We start from the raw sequence: 20,867 nt of genomic DNA on the forward strand, positions 1-20,867 counted from the left end.
GTACAGCAGATAGCGCTGTTTGGATTTGCATTAAGTCACTTGCGGCAGACTTTTAAAAAATTAATTGTGCGTGAAACGACTGACTCTACAGCGAAAAGCGAACGCTGCTAAGTCCCGTGTGCATTATGATTGGGCTGGTCCAGACAGGTGGCGTAATATGGCCTCTAACTAAATTTTTACAAATTTTTGTCTCTGTTTCTGGCTAACGGCGCCGATAATCGTTTTTAACGCCAGATCATCTCCGAACAGGTCGATGAACTCATCAAGGATAGCCACATGAAATCCGTAACCAATGACCAACTGGGGGCCGCCGTGGCCAGAACGTCTCTTTGTGCGATATATCTGCTGTCTTCCACCGGAGAAGTGATGAGCTGGAATCTTGGATGCCGTGAGATCAAGGGATGGGATAGCCGCGATATCCGAGGGCAGCATATTTCGGTTTTTTATGATGAAGATGAGCAGGCCAGGAATATCCCTGAGGCCAACCTGAGGGAGGCCCGTGAGCGCGGCAAGTTCACAGGAGAGGGCTGGCGCCTGCGCAAAAACGGCAGCGCGTTTCGGGCATCAGTTGAAATAGAATTTCTCAATCCGTCCGATGAAGATAATGCGGCCTTTATCAAAATCGTGCGGGACGTTTCACAAGGCTATCAGGAAAGGGCGGCGCTCCGCATCGCTCAAAAAGTTATCCTGAAAAGGGAAACCGAGTTATCAGACACAAATAAGGTGCTCGACGCCGTATTCAGCCACACGCCCTGCGCGCTCATCCTGTGTGACGTTGCATCGGGGGACATCATACGCGCGAACCCGACGGCCATGAATTTGTCCTGTCTGCAAGAACGGGTACGCAGTGGGAATACCCGAACCGCCCTGCCTGCGGGCCTGCCAGACAATCTCGCGGCTGTGTTCAGGCAGGCATTTGACCTCCTTCCCGACCAGGGCTTTAGTGAAACGGTTTCTTCGGGCGATAATGAGCCGGAATTTTCATTACGGATTTCCGCCGAAAGGCTGAATTCGGGCGGCGGAGATGACTATCTCCTGTATACCATACTGGACGTCACGGCGGAGTATCAGGCTGCGGTCAGAGCGAACCATCTGGCCCTTCATGATCCGCTGACAGGGCTTCTCAACCGCCGTGGCCTGATGCCTGAGCTTGAAACGCTTCTGGACGGTGACGAACCCTTTGCGGTCATGGTGTCTGACATAGACCGGTTTAAAAGCGTCAACGACGTTCTGGGTCACGCGGCGGGCGATACCTTGCTCATTGAGGTTTCAGCACGGCTGCTGTCAGTCCTGCGCCCGGGCGACATTCTGGCCCGCACGGGCGGTGACGAGTTCGTTGCCGTTTTGCCCGGCATTAGCTCGGCAGAAGACGCAAGCGAAACAGCATCGCGCCTGACGATGGTCCTGAAGGAGCCCTTCATGCTGAAAGGGCGGAAAGTCACCTCGGGTTGCAGCTTCGGGGTTTGCCTCTTTCCGGGCTATGCGCGTGATGCCGAAAGCATGTTATCGGCAGCCGATATCGCCCTCTACGCTGCCAAGTCAGCCGGGCGCAAAGGCTGGGTAATTTTTACCGATGAGCTAGCCAGTTCGGCGGCAGAGCGCTTTAGCCTGGAAAATGACCTGCGTGGTGCGCTCGAGAACGGTGAGCTGCAGATTTTTTACCAGCCCGTCGTCTGCAGCATCAGTGAGGAAGTGGTTTCCTATGAAGCTCTGCTGCGCTGGAATCATCCTGTAAGGGGAAATGTTTCGCCTGACGTGTTCATCCCGCTCGCTGAAAAAACCGGGCTTATTCATGATATTGGCGCATTCGCGCTTGAGCGAGCCTGCAACGATATGGCGGAGTGGTCGGGGCACGAACGCGTGGCAGTTAATATCTCGCCCCGTCAGTTTCGTGATCCACAGCTGGCCAACAGGGTGAAAACGGTTCTTATTGAGAGTGGGCTGCACCCAAACCGGCTGGAGCTCGAAATCACCGAGTCGGCGCTGTTCGACAACCCCGAAGGCAGTTACGAAATGATTCGCAGGTTCAGGGATACCGGAATTCATATCGTACTGGATGATTTTGGTACGGGCTTTTCTTCACTGAACCACCTCAGTTCCGGACTGTTCAGCAGGATAAAAATAGACAGGTCGTTTATTAACGATTTGCACCTGGACTCCGGAGCTGCAGCCATCGTCAGCTCCGTTCTTTCACTCTGCCGTCAACTCCAGGTTGAAGTGACCGCAGAGGGCGTGGAAACGCCTGCCCAGGCGGAGTGGCTAAAGACGAATGAGTGTCCGTTACTGCAGGGATACCTCTTTGGCAGGCCGGGCCCTTGCTGGATTCAGAAGTAAAGTGTGTGCCCTTCTCAGTCCCTGCCGGAACAACTGACGGGGACAGAAAGCGCCGGATGTCTTTAAAAGAAATAAGTATCCCTGACTGCACCGGGACGACCAGAACAGGTTTCAAAAGGCAAAACAGTGACGCAAACCTTTGCCGATAGCAGGTGTACCACCAGATTCACCAGAAGCCGTTTTTAGCTTGCTTTCTCAACCAGAAACTGTGCTTCGCACTGTCGGGCAATCTCCCACAGCCTGTTACGTATTACCTGCTTAAGTTGCAGGGTGGACTGTGACTGGGGTTTATCACGACGGCTGATCAGCATCACTTCAAACGGCAACGGTTGCGCGACGGGGAGCAATTTTAGCTGGTCGGCATAGCGGCATGCCGTGAACAGATCCACGACGCCCACGCCGCCGCCTGCCAGGACCATATCCGCAATCACCGAATAGGTTTTAATCGACAGTGACACAGCGGGATTCAGCTTTTTATCGCGCAGCGCGCGGTGTAATACGCGCCCAAGCGGATCCTGGGTCTGCATCATCAGCAGATTATTGCTGCATAACCACTCCAGCGAAACGGGTTCATGCTGGGGATGATTGAGCGGCAGCAGCGCCACCATGGAAGACTGGAACAGCGGTTCAGCCAAAAGGTCTGCATCCACCTGTTGACCAAACACCAGGGCGAAATCAAGCTGATTTTCCAGAATCATTTGGCACAAAGTCTTGAAGTGCTCCGTGACCAGTTCGACACTGACCGAGGCCACCTGTTGTCGCCAGGTGACCAATGCGGGTGCCAGCACCATTTGACCGAACGCGTGAGCCGCACCCACGCGGACTATCTGCCCTTCGCCGCGTCGAAGTTGTTCGGTGAGTTGAGTAATGGATTGCAAACGTTGATAAAGATCTTCTACTTCGGGCAGCAGGCGTCGTCCTTCCGCCGTGACGCTCATTCCCTGTATCCGTCGCTCAAACAGTGCAAAACCCAATTGCTGTTCCGCATGATTCAGCACGCGGCTGATATTCGGCTGGGACACATTCAGCAAGCGCGCTGCAGCGCTGATGCTACCGGTCTGTACGATGGCCTGAAATACCTCTATGTGACGGAGCCGCATTATTATTCACCTTAACTGGATTCACCTGACCGCAGGCCGTTGTCACCACCCTTTTACAGCAGTGCCTGCATGAGACTGCCAACACCGCAACTTTACGGGAAAGCCTGCAACCGCTTTCCGGCAGAGCCCAAACCCCGGGTCATTACATGGCAATCCCTGCTCTCTTGCAAAATTTGTACCGTAAAGCTGACGGTGGCTGAGTCGCCGACCTTCATCTGGCTATCAGTATGAGTCGATGACTGCGTCTGAAGAGAGGAGATGAAATGGGCTCTGCCGCGCTGGTTTTTGCACCTCCGGGCCGGACAGAATGGAAACGCTGTCAGGACAGGCGTTCGCCCCATCGTGGTGCAACGGAAGCGACATCGCTGGATGGCCAGCCGCGCGGCTGGCCGATGGGTAATCCTGAATGGCAGCGGTGTTTCAGGGCAGCAGAACAGGCGCGCTAACGTTGCCGCTGCCGATACGCACATCCTCTTATGACGATTGGGTACTCGCCAGATAGGAAAAGGCACTGAGCAAGCTGATCAACGTCCCCATCCGCTCCGCCTGATACTCCACGGTAACCGCATCGATGCGCGTGACACCGGGAATCAGGCTAAACAGATCGGCCAGCACGGGTTTGCTGGCCTGGAGCTGCATGCGATAAGGCGCGGCCAGGCGAGTCGTGCTTGCCTGATGTGGATGCTGCAGTGCGGCGCTTGCCGCGGCGCATATTGCGCGCTGTGCCGCTTTGGGGCTGATGGATTCCGCGCAGGTATGGGAAATGGCGCGTTTTACACAGACGTAATCAACCGTGGGATAATATTCTGCTATCCAGCTCTGGAGCTGATCGTCGCCGGTGACCAACAACAGAGGCGTACCCTGTTCAGCGGCAGCGGCGGCATAAATGTCGGTTTCCCCCATCACAAGGCCATTGATATGGATACGCCAGAATGCGCGGCCGTTAATGGTGTGCGCCAGTACGCCAGGTTCGCCTGCTGCGCTGTGATAGCCCACCAGAAATAATCCGTCGAACGTCTGCTGCTCGATCCCTTCAACCATCGACAGACCGCGAGGTTTACCCTGCACCAGTCGGGCGCGTGGATCAATATTTTCCGCACGTAAATTGGTCATTTGCGCATGGCTGTCGGCGACCACCACCTCCGTTGCGCCCCCCGCGAACGCGCCCTCAATCGCGGCATTGACTTCCTGTTCCATCAGCCCCCGGGCCATCTGATATTCCGGGTTGCCTGGTGTGCAGTGCTCCGGGCGCATGACGCCCGCGATACCTTCAATATCGGCAGAGATAAAAATTTTCATGCGGTTAATTTGTCCAGAATCTGAGTCAGTGAGGGCCGATGGTGACCACGAAAGCCGGTGACGGCCTCCGCGCTCAACAAGGCATCCAGAACAGCCTGTTCGGTTGCATCTGCCGCGGCGGCAAGAAGCGGCTCCAGCTGGTCATCCTGAGGCGGTTGCGGCAGGGGTTGCGTTGAGAACGCCACGGCAATATCACCTGAACCGTGGCCCCAGTAGCTGCCCAGCCGTCCAAGGCCGGCGCCGGCACGCCGGGCAATGCGTTTCAACTGACGCGCATCCAGTGGCGCATCCGTGGCCATCACGATGATGACAGAGCCGGCATCACGCTGCGGCGGGGGGGGGGGGGGCGTGCGCAATGCCGCCTGCGCCATCGCCTCGCTGATGGACAACGACTGGATATCATTAAGCCAGCCATCGTTGCACTCTAGTGCCAGCGGATTTACCGTGGGCAATGTCCGCCCCAGCTCCGGATTACGACGGATGGCATCCCGGACTAGCGTGGTAAACAGCGTGCCCACCGCCAGCGTGTTGCTGAGCAGAATCGGCGTCTGTAACACGCCAAGCTCTTCGACCTGTACCAGCCCGACCGGTTTTGCAAAGCCATTGAGCACTTCCGCGCCACACGGCAGCGGCGTGAGAAACACATTGTCGCCCGGCGGAACGATAGCGGTGACGCCAGTCTGCCTTTCTCCATCATTCAGCGTGTAATGTCCGACGCGCACGCCGGCAACATCGCTGATTCGATTGCCGGGCCCGCAAGCGCCGCGCGGCTGTCCCAACGTACGCGCGTGACGCCAGTGGTTTAGCAGCAGATCGCGCTGCAATTGTTGAAAATCCATGGTCAGCTCTTCAGTTTCGGGTCGAGCGTATCGCGCAGCGCGTCGCCGAGCAGGTTGAACGCCAGCACCGTGATAAAAATCGCCAGCCCCGGAAACACGCTCATGTGCCATGCGCCAGCCATCATCATGCTCCGGCTCATCGCCAGAATATTACCCCATTCAGGCACATCCGGCTCCGGCCCCAGGCCAATAAAGCTTAAGCCCGCTGCGGTGAGAATACTGGTGCCGATGCGCATAGTGAAGTAGACAATCACGCTGGAAAGCGTACCGGGCAAAATATGTCGCAGGATAATGATGCGATCGGGTGCACCGGCACAGCGAACGGCTTCCACATAGGCGGCCTGTCTCAATGACAGCGTCGAGGCGCGCACAATACGGGCAAAAACGGGTACGCTGAACACCGCGACCGCGATGATCACATTGTTCAGGCCGGTTCCAAGTAGCGCGACAACCGCAATGGCCAGTAACATGCCGGGAAAAGCGAATAACACGTCGGCGCCGCGCATGATCAGCATATCGACCCAGCCGCCGTAATAGCCTGCCAGTAAACCCAACACCACACCGACAATCATGCCGAGCGTTACGGACAGCACGCCGACATAGAGCGAGATACGCGCCCCATAGATAATGCGACTGAGCAGATCACGCCCCAGCTCGTCGGTTCCCATCCAGTGTGCCGCGCTGGGCGGTGACGACAACGCCATCCAGTCTGGTGCCATCGGATCCCAGGGGGCCAGCCAGGGCGCAAAGATCGCCACCACGATCAACAACAGTACAAATCCGCCTGAGACCAGCGCCAGAGGATTACGCACAAAGGCATGCAGGAAATCGCGCCACGGCGAACGGATGACCTGAGGCGGGTTTTCAGTCAGCGATTGAATACTCATCTCGGCTCCTGTCGCAGACGAATCGCCGGATTGACGACCGCGTAAAGCAGATCGACCAGCAGATTAATGACAATAAATTCAAACACGAACAGCATCACCAGCGCCTGAATAACCGGCTGATCCTGCGCTTTTATCGACTCAATCAACAACCAGCCTAATCCCGGCCAGTTGAAGACGCTCTCCACGACGATGGAGCCGCCCAGCAGAAAACCGAACTGCAAACCGAGCATGGTAATCACCGGAATGAGTGCATTACGCATCACATGTTTCCACGTCACGAGGCGGTTACGCAGTCCTTTTGCTTTCGCGGTCCGCACGTAATCTTCCTGCGCCACCTCCAGGAAGGCTGAGCGGGTAAACCGGGCCATCACTGCCGCCACTGACGAACCCAGCGTGATGGCGGGCAGGACAATATCACTGGCTTTGTTGAAACCGCTGACTGAGAACAGCCCAAAAGGCATCGCGACGAACTGGATCAGCAACAGACCCAGCCAGAAAGCAGGCATTGAGATACCGCCCACCGCCATGCTCATCAGCGTCCAGTCTTGCCATTTTCCTCGCTTCAGTGCCGCGAGAACGCCAAGTACGAGGCCGAGAATCACGGACCAGGCAAACCCCGCTAAGGCGAGCCAAAGCGTTGGCATGAAGCCCTGTTTAATCACCTGCAGCACCGGTTGCTGGGTGCGGTAGGTGGTGCCAAGATCGCCGTGTAACAGGCTATCGATCCAGTGGACGTACTGCTGTGGCAGCGAATCGTTAAGCCCAAGGTGCTGACGCGCCGCTTCAACCGCCTCAATGGGCGCATCCGGTCCAGCATAGATGCGCGCCGGGTCGCCCGGCAGCAGCTTGATAAAACCGAAAACCAGCAGCGAGACCACCAGCAAAACCGGGATCATCTCCAGTAATCGGCGAAGGATGTATGCAAACATGCCATTCCTTGAAATGCACTGTGACGGGTGCCCTCACGTCCTTTTGCCCTGCAAGGGAAAGGGACGTGAGAGCAATCCGCGTCTTATTTAAACGACGCCTGAGTGAAGAGCAAATTGCCATCAGGCAGCATGGAAACACCATTCAGGGTGCGGCGTTTGCCAACGAGATTGTCTGGCGTACCAAGGAATGCCACCGGTGCATCCTGCCATATGAGTTTCTGTGCTTGCGCATAGGCGATACCACGCTTTGCCGGATCGGCCGTTGCCAGCCCGGCGGCAATGGCTTTGTCTACATCAGGATTGCTGAAATAGGAGACATTGTAGGAGGTGGGTACCCAGGATTCGGTGGCAAACAGCGGACGCAGCGCCCAGTCGGCATCGCCTGTGGACGTTGACCAGCCACCATAGTACAGGTCAAATTCCGCCTTTTTCGGGTCCTGTACGCCCCATAACTTAGCGTTGCGCGTGCCGGAATCCATCGGAGTTACCGTGGCACGAATGCCCACCGTGCCCAGCTGCGCTTTCAGTACCTGAGCGGCGCGCACGCTGGCCGTTGCATTCGTAACCCAGAGTTTGAGATCCAGACCATTCGGATAGCCCGCCGCTTTCAGCAGCGCTTTGGCTTTATCCGGCGCATAGTGATAATCAGGATCGTTTTGTTTCTGATAAAACTGGACACCTTCGGGCATGGCGGATGTGGCAGGTTTACCTAAACCAGCAAAGGCCACCTTCAGCCACAGATTACGGTCAATCGCATAGTTGATTGCCTGACGCACGCGAACATCTGCCAGTGGCTTGTGCTGCGTATTAATCGCCATGTAATAAAGATAAATGCTGGGATCGCGCTGAACAGAGAGGTTGCTGTCTTGCTTCACGGCAGCAATCAGATCCGAAGGCAATGGCCAGATTGCGTCAACCTGACCCGACTTCAACGCGGCTACGCGTGTTGCATCTTCTGGGCTGGGTGAGAAGATAACATGATCGACTTTTGGCCATCCCTGCTGCCAGTAACCGTCATACTTCGCCAGCGTGACCGCTTTGCCCGGTGTCCAGTCAACAAATTTAAACGGACCGGTACCCACCGGATGCAACCGGAGTTGGGCTTCGTCTGGATATTGCTTGAGAATGGACGGGCTCCACATCACTGCGGAAGGATGTGCCAGCGTGTTAATAAAGGCACCAAACGACTGGTTAAGATCGATTTTTACCTGATCGGGTGCCAGCACCGTAACCTTATCGATCATTTTGTACAGGCTGTTACGCTTTAGCCCTTTTTTCTGGTCTGCCAGGCGATCAAGGTTGGCTTTGACGGCTTCCGCATTAAAAGGTGTGCCATCCTGGAAGGTGACGCCTTTGCGCAACGTCAGCGTAAACTCCGTTGCATTTTCATTTGAGGTATAACCGGTGGCCAGCCAGGGCTGGAGCTTCATGTGTGGATCGAACTGAAACAGTCGTTCAAAGATACCACTCTGCACCGAATAGCTGACATTGTCTGAGGTATCGTGCGGATCCAGCCCCGTAATATCGGCATACATTGAAATACGCAGATCCTGTGCTTGTGCAGTCATGACCAGCGTCGTCGTCAATGCGAGGGCGAGTGAAGTACGGCGAAACAGCGTTTTCATAAAAATCTCCTGGTCGTTGAATTATCGCAATGCAATGCCGTCAGCGACCCAGTGCTGAGGCGCAACCTGTCGATAACGGGGTTTAGTGACCGTTTCGCCCACTTTTCTTAACGGCGAAGGGATTTCGCTGTCATCGATAATACGGGGCTGACGGTTCTCGGGATCCGCCACCGGCACGGAGGCCAGCAGGCGTTGGGTATAAGGATGTTGCGGCTGATTAAATACCGACTGACGCGGCCCAAGCTCCACAATCTGGCCGAGGTACATCACCGCCACACGGTTGGCAATGCGCTCGACGACCGCCATATCGTGAGAGATGAAAATCCACGCCACGCCCGTTTGCTGCTGCAGATCCATCATCAGGTTCACCACCTGCGCCTGAATGGAGACGTCAAGGGCCGATACTGCTTCATCAGCAATAATCACTTTGGGCTTCAGGGCCATGGCGCGGGCAATGGCAATACGCTGGCGCTGACCACCTGAAAATTCATGTGGATACCGACGCGCGTGCTCGGGCAGCAGACCAACGCTCTTCAGCAACGCATCTATCTGTGGCGAAGCCTGTTCCAGTGAGGACACCATGCCATGTAACAGCAAGGGCTCGGCAATGGTGAAACCCACGGTAAGCCGAGGGTTCAGTGAGGCGTAGGGATCCTGAAACACCATCTGAATTTCACGGCGGAGCGGCTGGAATGCTGCCTCTTTCAGGTGAGAGATTTCTTTCCCTTCGAAGTGAATGCTTTCGGCGTCACTGTTGATCAGGCGCATCAGCGCACGGCCGGTCGTCGATTTGCCGCAGCCGCTTTCGCCCACGATCGCCAGGGTTTCACCTGGCCACAGACTGAAATCAATCTGCTCAACCGCATGGACATGATGCGTGAGCGTCGAAAAGATGCCGCTGCGGATGGGATAGTAGACTTTCAACCCACGCACATCGAGCAACGGCGCGGTGTCGTAGCGCGCGGTATGCTGTTCATTTTCGACGGTATTCTGTGTGCCGAGCAGCGGAAAGCGTTGCGGCCACGCATATTCGCGCATGTCGCCCAGTCTCGGCACCGCCGCCAGCAAAGCCTGGGTATACGGGTGCTGCGGGGCGGCAAAAACCGCTGCGACGCTGCCCTGTTCGACGACTTCGCCACGCAGCATGACCACGACACGATCGGCGATTTCAGCCACGACGCCCATATCGTGAGTGATAAACAGCACCGCCATCTGTTTCTCGCGTTGCAGCTCACGCAGAATGTGCAGAATGCGCGCCTGCACGGTAACATCCAGCGCCGTTGTAGGTTCGTCAGCAATCAGAAGTTGCGGATCACAGGCCAGCGCCTGCGCAATCATCACCCGCTGGCGCATACCGCCTGAGAGCGCGTGCGGATAGCTTTTCATGACACGATCCACATCGGCAATACGCACCTGTCGAAGCAATTCACGCACGCGCGCATGCGCTTCTTTCTTGTCGCACTGTTGATGATCGCGTAACGCTTCAGTGAGCTGGTCATCGACGCGCAGCACCGGATTCAGCGAGGTCATGGGCTCCTGAAAGATCATCGCCATTTCACGACCACGCAACGTGCGGCGCTGATTTTCATCCAGTGTTTCCAGCGCATGTACTTTTCCGCCACGATCGCGAAACTGCATGCTGCCGCGATCGATACGGCCGCTGTTCGCCAGTAAGCCCATTACGGCCAAAGAAGTGACTGATTTCCCTGAGCCACTCTCACCCACTACGGCGACAATTTCGCCCGGATTAATGGCAAAACTGATGCCTTTTAGTGCCTGATTCTCGCCGCTGCGCCCACGAAATGAGACGCTGAGATCCCGAATATCAAGCACGGGTGATGAACCGGCGGCACTGTTGGCAGAAGAAGTGAGTCGTGTGTCCGTCATCGTCGCCTCGTAGAGTTATAGCCAGATACGGCCTTCGGAGTAGGTCAAAAAAGGAGAACTGTCGGCAGCAAGCCAGATAGGGCCATCTAAATCGACGTGCTCTGCGTTAACCGCCACCGGCAATGCGGCTTCCATCGCCAGTGATGAGCCCAGCATGCAGCCGACCATGATGCGCATATTCTGCTTTTGTGCTTCTTCTACCATCGCCAGCGCTTCCGTCAGGCCACCGCACTTATCCAGCTTGATGTTGATCATCTCGTAGCGGTTCCGCAGTCCGGCAATATCCTCGCGCGTATGGCAACTCTCATCAGCACAAACGGGAACCGGATGATGAAAACGTTGCAGGTCCTGATCCTGACCGGCGGGAAGCGGTTGCTCGACCATAGCAATGTTATAGCCCTGAAGTGCGGCCAGCAGGCTTTCCAGGTCCATTCCCGACCAGGCCTCATTAGCGTCGATAATCAGCGTGGCGCGCGGTGCCGCAGCGCGAATGGCCGCCACCTTTTCCAGAACCGCATCACGATTGAGCTTAATTTTGAGCAGGATGGCGCCACGCGATACGGCATCCGCCGCCGCCAGCGCCATATTTTCCAGCGTATCGAGGCTGAGGGTTTCCGCCGTGATCACCGAGCGTGGCTGAGGACGTGCACTTTTCTGCCATAGCGTTTGACTGGCGCGGGCGGCATCCAGTCGCCACAGCGCACAGTCCAGCACGTTGCGCGCGGAACCGGCGGGTAAGCGGTGTTGCAGATCATGACGGCTCAGGCCGGCTTCAACGTCAGCACGCACTGCCTCAAGCTCGGCCTGAACGCTGTCTGGCGTTTCATCGTAGCGCGCCGTGGGCGTACATTCGCCTCGCCCAATGAAACCGTTTTGCTCCAGCGTGACCCGGATAACCGTGACGGCGGTACGCGTACCGCGCGAAATAGCAAAGGGCCGTGCCAGCGGCAGTTCCACCACGTCAATCTGCAACTGTCTCATTTCACCCCCGCGCCTGAAGCAGTGCGGCGATCTCGTCGATGCCAAAACGCACAGGATCCGTAGCCGGTAAACCAAACTCTGCGCTGACTTCGGCGCAATAGGCGCGCGCTTCGTCTTCCGTGTAATTTGAGGTGTTAATGGCAAACCCCGCCAGCTGGACGGACGCGCTGGTCACATGGGCAGCGCGCAGATTGGCTTCAACGCAGTCTTTCAGGCTGACCATTGGCTGATGAGGTAAATGGCGCATATGGGGGCGCCCCATTTCATGGCACATCACCAACCAGTGAGGTTGCGCACCGTGCATGAGCCCCATACTAACGCCTGCGTAAGAGGGGTGGAACAGTGACCCCTGCCCTTCAACGATGTCCCAGTGATCCTCATCATTCGCGGGTGACAGCGCTTCGGCCGCACCGGCAATAAAATCCGCGATGACCGCATCCACGGCAATCCCTTCGCCCGCCACCAGAATCCCTGTCTGACCTGTAGCGCGAAAATCCGCTTTCATTCCGCGCTCACGCATCGCCGCTTCCAGCGCCAGTGAGGTGTACATCTTGCCCACGGAGCAGTCAGTGCCAACAGTCAGTATCCGTTTGCCTGTCCGCTTCTTACCACTGCCAACGCTCAGCGTCGGACGCATATGGCGTAAGTCAAAAAGCTCAACACCAAACGTCTGGGCAAGCGTCACCAGTTCGGGCTCGTCCACCAGACGGTGATGCAGTCCGCTGGCAACGTTCATGCCTGCTTTGATGGCACTTTTCACCGTATCCAGCCAGTGTTCTGGCAGATAGCCCCCTGCGTTAGCAGTACCGAGCACCAGCGTTTTCGCGCCGCGTGCTTTGGCGCTGATGATGTCAAGTTCATCCAGACCCAGGCTGACAGTACAGCCCGGGAGTTTAATTTCGCCCACGCACTGCTCCGGCCGCCAGATATGAATACCGCGCGCCGTTTTCGCCGCGAGTGGATCGGTGACATCGCCAAGAAAAAGTAAATAGGGTTGTGGAATTAGCATGATATTTCTCGTTTCAGACAAAGGTAAGTTTCTGAACCCACTATTTCATGCGCTTCAAAAGGTGACGAATGCTTGTTTAGTTGGAGGATATAACCGCAGGCTATAGTCAGATGAAAAGGTTATGGCACCCACGTTAATTCAGGGATCAGGGCGAAAATCAGTTCAGTTTGCGGGGGAATGCATAGGAAAAGATAATATGTAAGGCGCAAAAAGGCGGTGAAAAATGCCTGGTTAGTGTTATGCAACGATCACCAGGCACCCTTAACACCCACTGACGACAGACGAAGCAATAAAAGGTTACGGCTCTCTCAGCGCCGCTTCTGTGGCTGCCTTAATCTCAGGCGGCGTCTTTGCCATTTTGCTGCGGCTCAGGAAAGCATTGAGTAAAATCGCCCCAAAGGTCGCGGTGCCGATGCCGCCCATGCTGAAGCCGCCCAGGCTCAGGGTGAAGTTGCCCGCGCCCAGTACCAGCGTAACTGCCACCATGATGAGATTGCCATTCAGGCCCAAATCAACGTGGTTTTGTACCCAAATGCGGGCGCCAGCTACGGCAATCAAGCCAAATACCACGATGGATGCTCCACCGAGCACCGGGCCAGGAATGGTGTGGATCAATGCACCAAATTTAGGCGAAAAACCCAACACAATGGCCATGATTGCGGCGGCGACAAAAATCAGCGTGGAGTAAATTTTAGTGACGGCCATGACGCCGATATTTTCGGCATAGGTTGTCACGCCGGTGCCGCCCGCCGAAGCCGAAAGCAAGGTCGCCAGGCCATCCCCGATAAAGGCGCGGCCCATGTAGGGATCGAGATTTTTACCGGTCATCCCCGCCACGGCTTTAATGTGGCCAAGGTTTTCCGCAACCAGGATCACCGCCACCGGCGCAATCATCAGCATAGCGTGCGTGCTGAATACCGGCGTAGTGACGGTGGGCACGCCGAACCAGGGCGCCTGCGCCACGGCGCTGAAATTCACCGGCGTGCCCAGCCCGAGGCCGTTGGTGATCGCCATATAAATCAGGTACGCCGCCACCAGACCCAGCAACAGTAACAGTCGCTGTACCAGACCGCGTGTAAACACCGCCACCGATCCGATACACAGCACCGTCATCACCGCCATCCAGCTGTCAAACGATGAAGCGGATACGCTGTTTATGGCAATCGGCGCCAGATTGAGTCCAATCGCCATGACTACCGCGCCGGTCACCACCGGCGGCATCAGGCGCTCAATCCAGCGCGTGCCGACCGCCATGACCACAAAACCGATCAGCATGTAAATCAGGCCACAGGCGATAATCCCGCCCAGCGCGACGCCGATATTCGGGTTCGTGCCGTGGCCGCTGTAGCCGGTCACGGCAATTACTAACCCGACAAATGCAGCACTGGAACCGAGATAACTCGGCACGCGCCCGCCTACGACCAGGAAGAACAGCAGCGTGCCGATGCCCGACATCAGGATCGCCATATTGGCGTCAAACCCCATCAGCAATGGCATGAGTACCGTGGCGCCAAACATCGCCACCGTGTGTTGCAGTCCCATGATCACCGTCGCGCCAAACGGTAGCCGTTCATCCGGCGCGATCACCGCGCCATCCAGATTACCTTCTCTTTTACGCCATTGCGGAAACCAGGAATGTGCCATGTACGATCCTTACTAAGTTGAATGCGGATTGAGTTAACAGGCTATCTGACGCATCAGCGGATGATAGCGTCGGTCGAAATACGCCAGTCCGTGGCAGTCATCGTTGCAACGGAGTGCAACAACTTCACAAAACATAATATCGTGGGTACCGACCCGGGTGATCTGCGTGACCTTGCAGTCAAATGACACCAGCGCGTTAGTGAGGATCGGGGAGCCGGTGGCGAGATCTGTCCATTCGGCGGCGTCGAAGCGTTGTTCCATCGGCGTTTTTCCGCCGAATAAATTAGAAAGTGATTCGTGGCTGTCGGCCAGCGTGTTTACGCACAGCACCTGATTTTGTATAAACGCGGGATGTACCGACGCAGAACGGTTCAGGCACACCAGCAGTGTCGGTGGCGTATCGGTGACGCTGCACACAGCAGAGGCGGTGAAACCTGCCCGACCGCCGGGGCCGTCAGTGGTGATGATATTGACGGCAGAGCCGAGGCGCGCCATGGCATTGCGGTATTCCTGTTTCTCAACGGCAGCCTCTTTTTCAGCAAGGGGCATGTCGGTCTCGGGCAGTGTGGCGTTCAGGGTTGATTGCATGCTCGTGTCCTCAGTCATGATCGGTGATGCTTACAGCACGCGACAGGCGCGGTCAAAGTCCAGGCGCGGTGCGCGCGGATAGACTTTGCTGCTGTCGCCGTAACCAATGTTAATCAGAAAATTCGATTTCCAGCCTTCCTGCGCCAGAAAGGTTTCATCAACTTTGGCATTGTCGAAACCGGACATCGGTCCGGTATCCAGGCCGATCGCGCGACAGGCCATAATCAGATACGCAGCCTGTAAACTGCTGTTGCGGAACGCGGTATCCTGTGCCAGCTGTGGGCTGGAGGTGAACCATGAACGGGCATCGCCGGACGGAAACAGTTCAGGCAGCAGCTCATAGAATTCCGGATCCCAGGCAATAATCGCCGTCACCGGAGCGGTCATCGTTTTCTTCAGATTGCCACTGGAAAGTGCCGGTGCCAGTTGTTGTTTCGCTTCCTGGCTCTGAATAAATACGATGCGCACCGGGCTGCAGTTCGCCGAGGTCGGCCCCATGCGCGCCAGTTCGTAAATCGTTTTCAGTTGTTCGCCTGTTACCGGTTTATTCAGCCAGCCGTTATGGGTGCGGGCTTCGGTGAACAACGTGGCCAGCGCGCTGGCGGTTAATGCTTCGGTCATGGCATCTCCACAGGTATGAAATCAGACGGTGTTCCGGATGGATGCGAAGCCTGCCGCTGCAGCCAGTCCAGTAAAATCGGGTTAAACGTATCGGGGTCCGTTACGCTCATGGCATGTCCGCCGTAGCCCATTTGCAGGTGCTCGCCATGGGGAAGACGCGAGGCGAGATCGGCTGAACAGGACCAGGGCACCAGCAAATCATCTTTAGCGCTCAACGCCAGGGTCGGCGCGATGACGCCTTTGAGCGAGGTGGTCAGATCGGAGTCCATCAGCGCCTGCAGGCGATGCAGCAGGTTTTCCATCCCCTGAAAGTTCGCCACCTGATGCTGGCGCTCTTCCTGCAGGAAAGCTTCATGTTCAGAAAGCCAGTCACCCGGGTACAGAAACAGCGGCTGCGCCTGCACGTAGGCATCTACGCCGCTGTTAAGCAGCAGGTTCCGACGGACGTCGAAGCAGCGGCGCGTCTGGCTGTTAAGGACTGTCCAGCCATTAATTACCACCAGACTTTGCAGCAGCGCGGGATAACGCAGGGCAAGATGCAGACCCATAATGCCGCCCAGTGCGTGACCGACCAGATGACAGCGGCTGATATTCAGCGCGTTAAGTAAGCCTGCCAGCTCATCGGCCATATCCTCCATCCGGTAACCGGCGGGTACGCTACCCTGACTGGCGCCGGTGCCGTACTGGTCATAGACCACCACCCGAAAATGCGCCGAGAGCATCGCCAGCTGAGGCTGCCAGAATCCCCCGGAACCGCCGAGACCCGAGGAGAGCACGACGGTTTCTGCATCAGCGTTTTGCTGACCCAATACCTTGTAATACATACTGTTTCCTCAGATGAAATACATCACCGAACAGATTATTTGCCAAGGTGGGCAATCGATGCGATTTCGATCAACGCATCCGGTTTCACCAGCCCACACTGAATGCAGAACCTTGCCGGTTTTTCACCCGGGAAATACTCCGCATAGACCTGATTCACTGCCCCGTAATTCGCCCAGTCGGTGATAAAAATCGAGTTCATGGTGACGTCATCCATGCTGCCGCCTGCGGTTTCGATCACGCTTTTGATGATCTCCAGTACATGGCGGGTTTGTGCTGCCGCATCGCCCACATGTACGACGTTGTTGTCTTTATCAAAAGGCAAAGTACCGGAAACGTACAGGACCCCATCGGCAAGCGTACCGGGAACAAATGGCGCCAGCGGAACACCGCTGCCGGCTGGAATAATGGCGCGTTTAGGCATCGTTAATTGTCCTTTTCACAAGCGGTCAGGCCGCGTTTTGTTCAGTTTTGTAACCCACCGCGTCGCAGAAATGGCTTACGCTGGAGACCCAACCAAAAAACGTTTCGATGTTATAAATCGCGGCTTTTTGCGCAAACTCGGGGCCCGCCTGGTGTGTCGCGTCTTCCAGTACGACGCCAAAATATTCCAGAAAGAAGCCGTCACGCAGGGTGGATTCGACGCACACGTTGGTGGCGATGCCGGTAAAAACCAGATGATGAATGCCGTAGCTGCGCAGCAGGCTATCCAACTGGGTATTAAAGAAGCCGCTGTAGCGTGGTTTTGGCAGCACAATATCGCCCGGCTGGGGTTGCAGTTCATCGACCAGATCGTAATCCCAGTCCCCTTTCGCCAGCAGTTTGCCCATCAGCTCGGGACGTTTGCGCATTGTTTTCAGCGCATTGGATTTATGGAAGTTGGGCGAGCCCGCGCCCCCGGCTTCGACATACTGATTGTCCCAGCCGTTCTGGAAAAAAATCACTTTTATGCCTGCCGCGCGAGCAGCGGCAATCGCCACTTTGATATTGGCAATGACCGGCGCGGTGGCAGACACGTCAAAGCCTGCCAGATCAAGATAACCGCCCTGCGAGGCGTAAGCGTTTTGCATATCCACCACAATAAGCGCCGTCTGCTGCGGGGTGAAACCAATGGCTTCAGGACGCGCGGCCAGCACCCTTTCCTCGCCAGCATTATCGGGCGCGCGGCGAACCACGGTTTGATTTTCAACAATGTTCATCATGCGACCTCTTTCTGCTCAATGCCGATGTGCTGGCGCGTTTTCATTAACGGCTGGATGTAGCGACCAAAGTTTTCAATGCCTTCGACGAAATCGTCAAAGGTCAGCAATACGCCGCCCGCACCGGGAACCGTATCGATCTCATCAAGCATTCTGGCGACGCTGGCCCAGGAGCCGACCAGCGTCCCCATGTTGATGTTGACCGCTGACGTGGGATCGGCCATCTGGCGAACATTGGTATCGCTGCCGGAGCGGGTATCTTTACTGCTCTGGTCGGTGAGCCATGACAGGGCTTCCGCATCAGCACCGGCTTTGTACAGCTCCCATTTGGCGCGCGCGGCCTCGTCGGTTTCATCGGCAATCACCATGAACAACACGTAAGAGGACACGTCACGGTTTTCAGCGTCAGCCGCTGTTTTCATGCGGGCTGCGGTAGGTGCAAAAGCGGTTGGCGTGTTGACGCCTTTGCCAAAGCAGAAGTTAAAATCGGCGTGTTTGGCGGAAAACGCCATGCCGGCGTCACTTTGTCCGGCGCAGATGACTTTCATTTCGCTTTGCGGGCGTGGACTGACGCGACAGTCATCCATTTTGAAAAATTCGCCGTCAAGCGTGCAGTGCCCTGTTCCCCACAGATCGCGCAGTACGCTGACATATTCGGTCAGGTAATCGTAGCGGCGGGTAAAATAGTCATCGCCAGGCCACATGCCCATTTGTTCGTATTCCGGTTTCTGCCAGCCGGTTACCACGTTCACGCCGAACCGGCCGTTGGAGATGGAGTCAATTGTGGCAGCCATGCGCGCAACGATTGCCGGTGGCATGACCAGGGTGGCGGCGGTGGCGTAGAGCTGAATGCGGGACGTTACGGCGGCCAGACCGGCCATCAACGTGAATGACTCCATGTTGTGTTCCCAGAATTCCGTTTTACCGCCGAAGCCGCGCAGTTTGATCATCGAGAGCGCGAAGTCGAAATGGTAGTGCTCTGCTTTCTGCACAATGGTTTTATTCAGTTCGAAGGTTGGCTTGTACTGCGGCGCAGTTTCTGAAATTAGCCAACCGTTGTTACCGATAGGAATAAAGACACCGATTTTCATAGCTCACCTCGATTGAAAATAATTGGGACGACAACAAGGGCTTGCGAAAATCTCTGCGCGGCTTAAGTGCGTCCTGCGGGTTCCTGTTGCACCGTGCTGAAATCTCCTGACGTAAGGACATTTGCAAAGCGGATGCCAGTTTTTAAAAAGCCATTTAAAACAGAATGTTATGGGATTGTGTAGATTTATAATGGAGTAAATGGTCTAAAACAGACCATTTACTCAAAAATAACTGCACGTTAATCAGGCAGAGTTGAGCGCAAATGGTGCAGTTTTGTTAAATATTGGTTGTGCTGGGTTGTTATCAGGTTGTGTTTATAAATAACGCGTATGACGATAGTCGCCTTAATGCCTATTTGTTATGCTTTTGGCCTTGTTGTGTGTATCAGGGAAATGTTGTGAAGCCATTGTCCGAAAACCCGGGATCTGACGCCGGAGAAAACCTCGCCGCGAAAACGCCATCGAAATCTGTGACGCGACGTTCGCGAGCGGTTGCTGCCAAACGTGGCGCTATCATGGCCGCTGCACTGGAATTCTTCTCACTGTATGGCTTTCACGGCACCCGTCTTGAGCAGGTTGCTGAACGCGCGGATGTCTCGAAAACCAATCTGTTCTATTACTTTCCCTCGAAAGAAGATTTATACATTGCGGTGCTCAAAGGGCTGCTGGATATCTGGCTGGCACCGCTTAAAGCACTGCAGTCCGATCAGCATCCTCTGGAAGCAATACGGGAATATATTCGTCTGAAGCTTTGCGTCTCCCGTGACCATCCCCAGGCCTCACGATTATTTTGTCTGGAGATGGTTCAGGGCGCACCGTTGCTGAAACAGGAGCTGGGCGGCAGCCTGAAAACGCTGGTGGAGGATAAATCGGACGTGATTCGCGGCTGGATTAAAGATGAGTTGATCGCACCCATCGATCCTATGCAGTTGATTTTTATGCTGTGGGCCACCACTCAGCATTACGCAGATTTTGGGGTGCAGGTTGAGGCGATTACCGGTAAAACACTCAGCGATCCTGTGTTTTTTGAACAAACGGTGAAAAGTGTCCAGCACATCATTACCGAAGGGATTCAGATTCGGGCGTAAAAAATGGCGGGCAGAACGCTACTGTTCCAGGCCGCTTACACCACAGGCTAAACTGGCCTCGCATCTCTCCCGGCGTCATTGCCTTAATGCGTGCGCAAAAAACTTCACGCCGTCAGGCCAGGCGCCCGGGTGGCCCGCAAACGCAGTGGCTGCATTGCCGACAAGCAGGTTATGGGTTCCGGCCTGGGTGATGTAAGGCCCCTCTGCGCGCAATCTCGCCAGCGTAATTAATGAAGGTCGGACAATAACGATATGGCCAGGCCTGTGCTTATCGGGGCTTTCATAGGAAATCACGACCAGCATTCCCTGGTTAGCAAGCTGCTGTGCATGTAGTGCATCGGCCGCCCTAATCCAGCCCGCCTGACGCCCTTCCTGACTGTCGAACCAGCGTGTCTGCGCGCTTGCGAGCAATATCTGGCTGTGCTCTGGTGGCCTGAGCATATACACACCCAGCCGGGCCCCCATGGCCGCCGCAAACGCACTGCAGTGAGTATGATTGCCGGGGCCTGAGTAGTCATCGGGCTTGTCAGGCTGACCGGTTTCCCAGTTGACGTGATGATGATTGAGCCATAAATGCTCAACGTCCGACCGATCAAGCACGGTGAGGATCGCCTGAGCGGCAGGCGTGACGGGACCACAGCAGGGTTGCTCAGCGGAGCGCGCGGACGAGGGAATGTTTTCGGCGGCAACCGTTATTCCTGTCAGTGCAACGAGTACCACAGCCATGCGGGTGACTAAACTTAAAAAAACGCGGATAAGCGATTTTTTCATCGTTACCTCACTGCGCAGACAGAAAGATCAGCCTGCAGGGATAATACTGGCAGCCAGAAACAGGCAGACCCGAATGTGTCTGGTTATCCCTGCCACGTCAATGCCCTGAAAACGGTGACGGCGGTCAATGTTTTCAGGGCTTCAGCAATGCGC

Annotated in this window: 20 protein-coding genes; 3 read left to right on the plus strand and 17 right to left on the minus strand. The window is 55.9% G+C overall.

Annotation, left to right across the window (positions count from 1 at the left end; all coding sequences use genetic code 11):
* Window positions 1–276: 276 nt before the first annotated feature.
* The gene (locus tag EL29_RS21715) at window positions 277–2,334 is read left to right on the plus strand and encodes a putative bifunctional diguanylate cyclase/phosphodiesterase (protein WP_013027882.1); all 2,058 of its coding nucleotides are present in this window, start codon (window positions 277–279) and stop codon (window positions 2,332–2,334) included.
* A gap of 182 nt (window positions 2,335–2,516) precedes the next feature.
* On the opposite strand, the gene EL29_RS21720 is transcribed toward EL29_RS21715, so the two are convergent.
* On the minus strand, window positions 2,517–3,434 hold the full coding sequence (locus tag EL29_RS21720) for a LysR family transcriptional regulator (RefSeq protein ID WP_014333158.1): 918 nt from the start codon (window positions 3,432–3,434) through the stop codon (window positions 2,517–2,519).
* A gap of 263 nt (window positions 3,435–3,697) precedes the next feature.
* On the opposite strand from EL29_RS21720, the gene EL29_RS21725 reads away from it, so the two are divergent.
* On the plus strand, window positions 3,698–3,880 hold the full coding sequence (locus tag EL29_RS21725) for a hypothetical protein (RefSeq protein ID WP_028716032.1): 183 nt from the start codon (window positions 3,698–3,700) through the stop codon (window positions 3,878–3,880).
* A gap of 28 nt (window positions 3,881–3,908) precedes the next feature.
* Here the strand turns inward: EL29_RS21725 and EL29_RS21730 are convergent, their stop codons facing one another.
* The 15 genes from EL29_RS21730 to rutA form a co-directional block, all read right to left on the minus strand.
* Window positions 3,909–4,733, minus strand: coding sequence for a M55 family metallopeptidase (locus tag EL29_RS21730; RefSeq protein WP_014333156.1), 825 nt, complete (start codon window positions 4,731–4,733; stop codon window positions 3,909–3,911).
* The gene (locus tag EL29_RS21735) at window positions 4,730–5,572 is read right to left on the minus strand and encodes a P1 family peptidase (protein WP_029571507.1); all 843 of its coding nucleotides are present in this window, start codon (window positions 5,570–5,572) and stop codon (window positions 4,730–4,732) included. Before EL29_RS21735 ends, EL29_RS21730 begins: the two co-directional genes overlap by 4 nt.
* Before the next feature lie 2 nt (window positions 5,573–5,574).
* Window positions 5,575–6,459 (minus strand): ABC transporter permease subunit, encoded by an 885-nt coding sequence (locus EL29_RS21740; protein WP_013027878.1) that lies wholly within the window; start codon window positions 6,457–6,459, stop codon window positions 5,575–5,577.
* Window positions 6,456–7,388, minus strand: coding sequence for an ABC transporter permease (locus EL29_RS21745; RefSeq protein WP_013027877.1), 933 nt, complete (start codon window positions 7,386–7,388; stop codon window positions 6,456–6,458). Before EL29_RS21745 ends, EL29_RS21740 begins: the two co-directional genes overlap by 4 nt.
* An 83-nt stretch (window positions 7,389–7,471) precedes the next feature.
* Window positions 7,472–9,013 carry a glutathione ABC transporter substrate-binding protein gene (locus EL29_RS21750; protein WP_028716033.1) on the minus strand — a complete coding sequence of 514 codons (1,542 nt, stop codon included), beginning with the start codon at window positions 9,011–9,013 and terminating at the stop codon, window positions 7,472–7,474.
* A gap of 21 nt (window positions 9,014–9,034) precedes the next feature.
* Window positions 9,035–10,900, minus strand: a complete 1,866-nt coding sequence (locus EL29_RS21755) for an ABC transporter ATP-binding protein (RefSeq protein ID WP_013027875.1) — start codon at window positions 10,898–10,900, stop codon at window positions 9,035–9,037.
* Window positions 10,901–10,915: 15 nt separating this feature from the next.
* A complete protein-coding gene (gene dgcA / locus EL29_RS21760) occupies window positions 10,916–11,881 on the minus strand; it encodes an N-acetyl-D-Glu racemase DgcA (protein ID WP_014333152.1) in 966 nt (321 codons plus the stop codon).
* Between the two features lies 1 nt (window position 11,882).
* On the minus strand, window positions 11,883–12,890 hold the full coding sequence (gene dgcN, locus EL29_RS21765) for an N-acetyltransferase DgcN (RefSeq protein ID WP_028716034.1): 1,008 nt from the start codon (window positions 12,888–12,890) through the stop codon (window positions 11,883–11,885).
* Between the two features lie 297 nt (window positions 12,891–13,187).
* Window positions 13,188–14,534 carry a pyrimidine utilization transport protein G gene (rutG, locus tag EL29_RS21770; RefSeq protein ID WP_014333150.1) on the minus strand — a complete coding sequence of 449 codons (1,347 nt, stop codon included), beginning with the start codon at window positions 14,532–14,534 and terminating at the stop codon, window positions 13,188–13,190.
* Between the two features lie 33 nt (window positions 14,535–14,567).
* A complete protein-coding gene (gene rutF / locus EL29_RS21775; RefSeq protein WP_088900766.1) occupies window positions 14,568–15,083 on the minus strand; it encodes an NADH-dependent FMN reductase RutF in 516 nt (171 codons plus the stop codon).
* A gap of 69 nt (window positions 15,084–15,152) precedes the next feature.
* Window positions 15,153–15,743, minus strand: a complete 591-nt coding sequence (locus tag EL29_RS21780; protein ID WP_013027870.1) for a malonic semialdehyde reductase — start codon at window positions 15,741–15,743, stop codon at window positions 15,153–15,155.
* Window positions 15,740–16,567 carry a pyrimidine utilization protein D gene (rutD, locus tag EL29_RS21785; protein WP_013027869.1) on the minus strand — a complete coding sequence of 276 codons (828 nt, stop codon included), beginning with the start codon at window positions 16,565–16,567 and terminating at the stop codon, window positions 15,740–15,742. The genes EL29_RS21780 and rutD overlap by 4 nt, the downstream gene beginning before the upstream one ends.
* A gap of 35 nt (window positions 16,568–16,602) precedes the next feature.
* On the minus strand, window positions 16,603–16,989 hold the full coding sequence (gene rutC / locus EL29_RS21790; protein ID WP_013027868.1) for a pyrimidine utilization protein C: 387 nt from the start codon (window positions 16,987–16,989) through the stop codon (window positions 16,603–16,605).
* A gap of 25 nt (window positions 16,990–17,014) precedes the next feature.
* Window positions 17,015–17,764 carry a pyrimidine utilization protein B gene (rutB, locus tag EL29_RS21795; protein WP_014333147.1) on the minus strand — a complete coding sequence of 250 codons (750 nt, stop codon included), beginning with the start codon at window positions 17,762–17,764 and terminating at the stop codon, window positions 17,015–17,017.
* Window positions 17,764–18,855 carry a pyrimidine utilization protein A gene (rutA, locus tag EL29_RS21800; protein ID WP_013027866.1) on the minus strand — a complete coding sequence of 364 codons (1,092 nt, stop codon included), beginning with the start codon at window positions 18,853–18,855 and terminating at the stop codon, window positions 17,764–17,766. Before rutA ends, rutB begins: the two co-directional genes overlap by 1 nt.
* A 398-nt stretch (window positions 18,856–19,253) precedes the next feature.
* Between rutA and rutR the strand changes: the two genes are divergently transcribed.
* Complete coding sequence (gene rutR / locus EL29_RS21805; RefSeq protein WP_014598333.1) at window positions 19,254–19,943, plus strand: HTH-type transcriptional regulator RutR; 690 nt, start codon at window positions 19,254–19,256, stop codon at window positions 19,941–19,943.
* Window positions 19,944–20,018: 75 nt separating this feature from the next.
* On the opposite strand, the gene EL29_RS21810 is transcribed toward rutR, so the two are convergent.
* On the minus strand, window positions 20,019–20,714 hold the full coding sequence (locus EL29_RS21810) for a hypothetical protein (protein WP_014598334.1): 696 nt from the start codon (window positions 20,712–20,714) through the stop codon (window positions 20,019–20,021).
* Window positions 20,715–20,867 lie beyond the last annotated feature (153 nt).

This window comes from Pantoea ananatis LMG 2665 (assembly GCF_000710035.2).
Taxonomy (GTDB): Bacteria; Pseudomonadota; Gammaproteobacteria; order Enterobacterales; family Enterobacteriaceae; genus Pantoea; species Pantoea ananatis.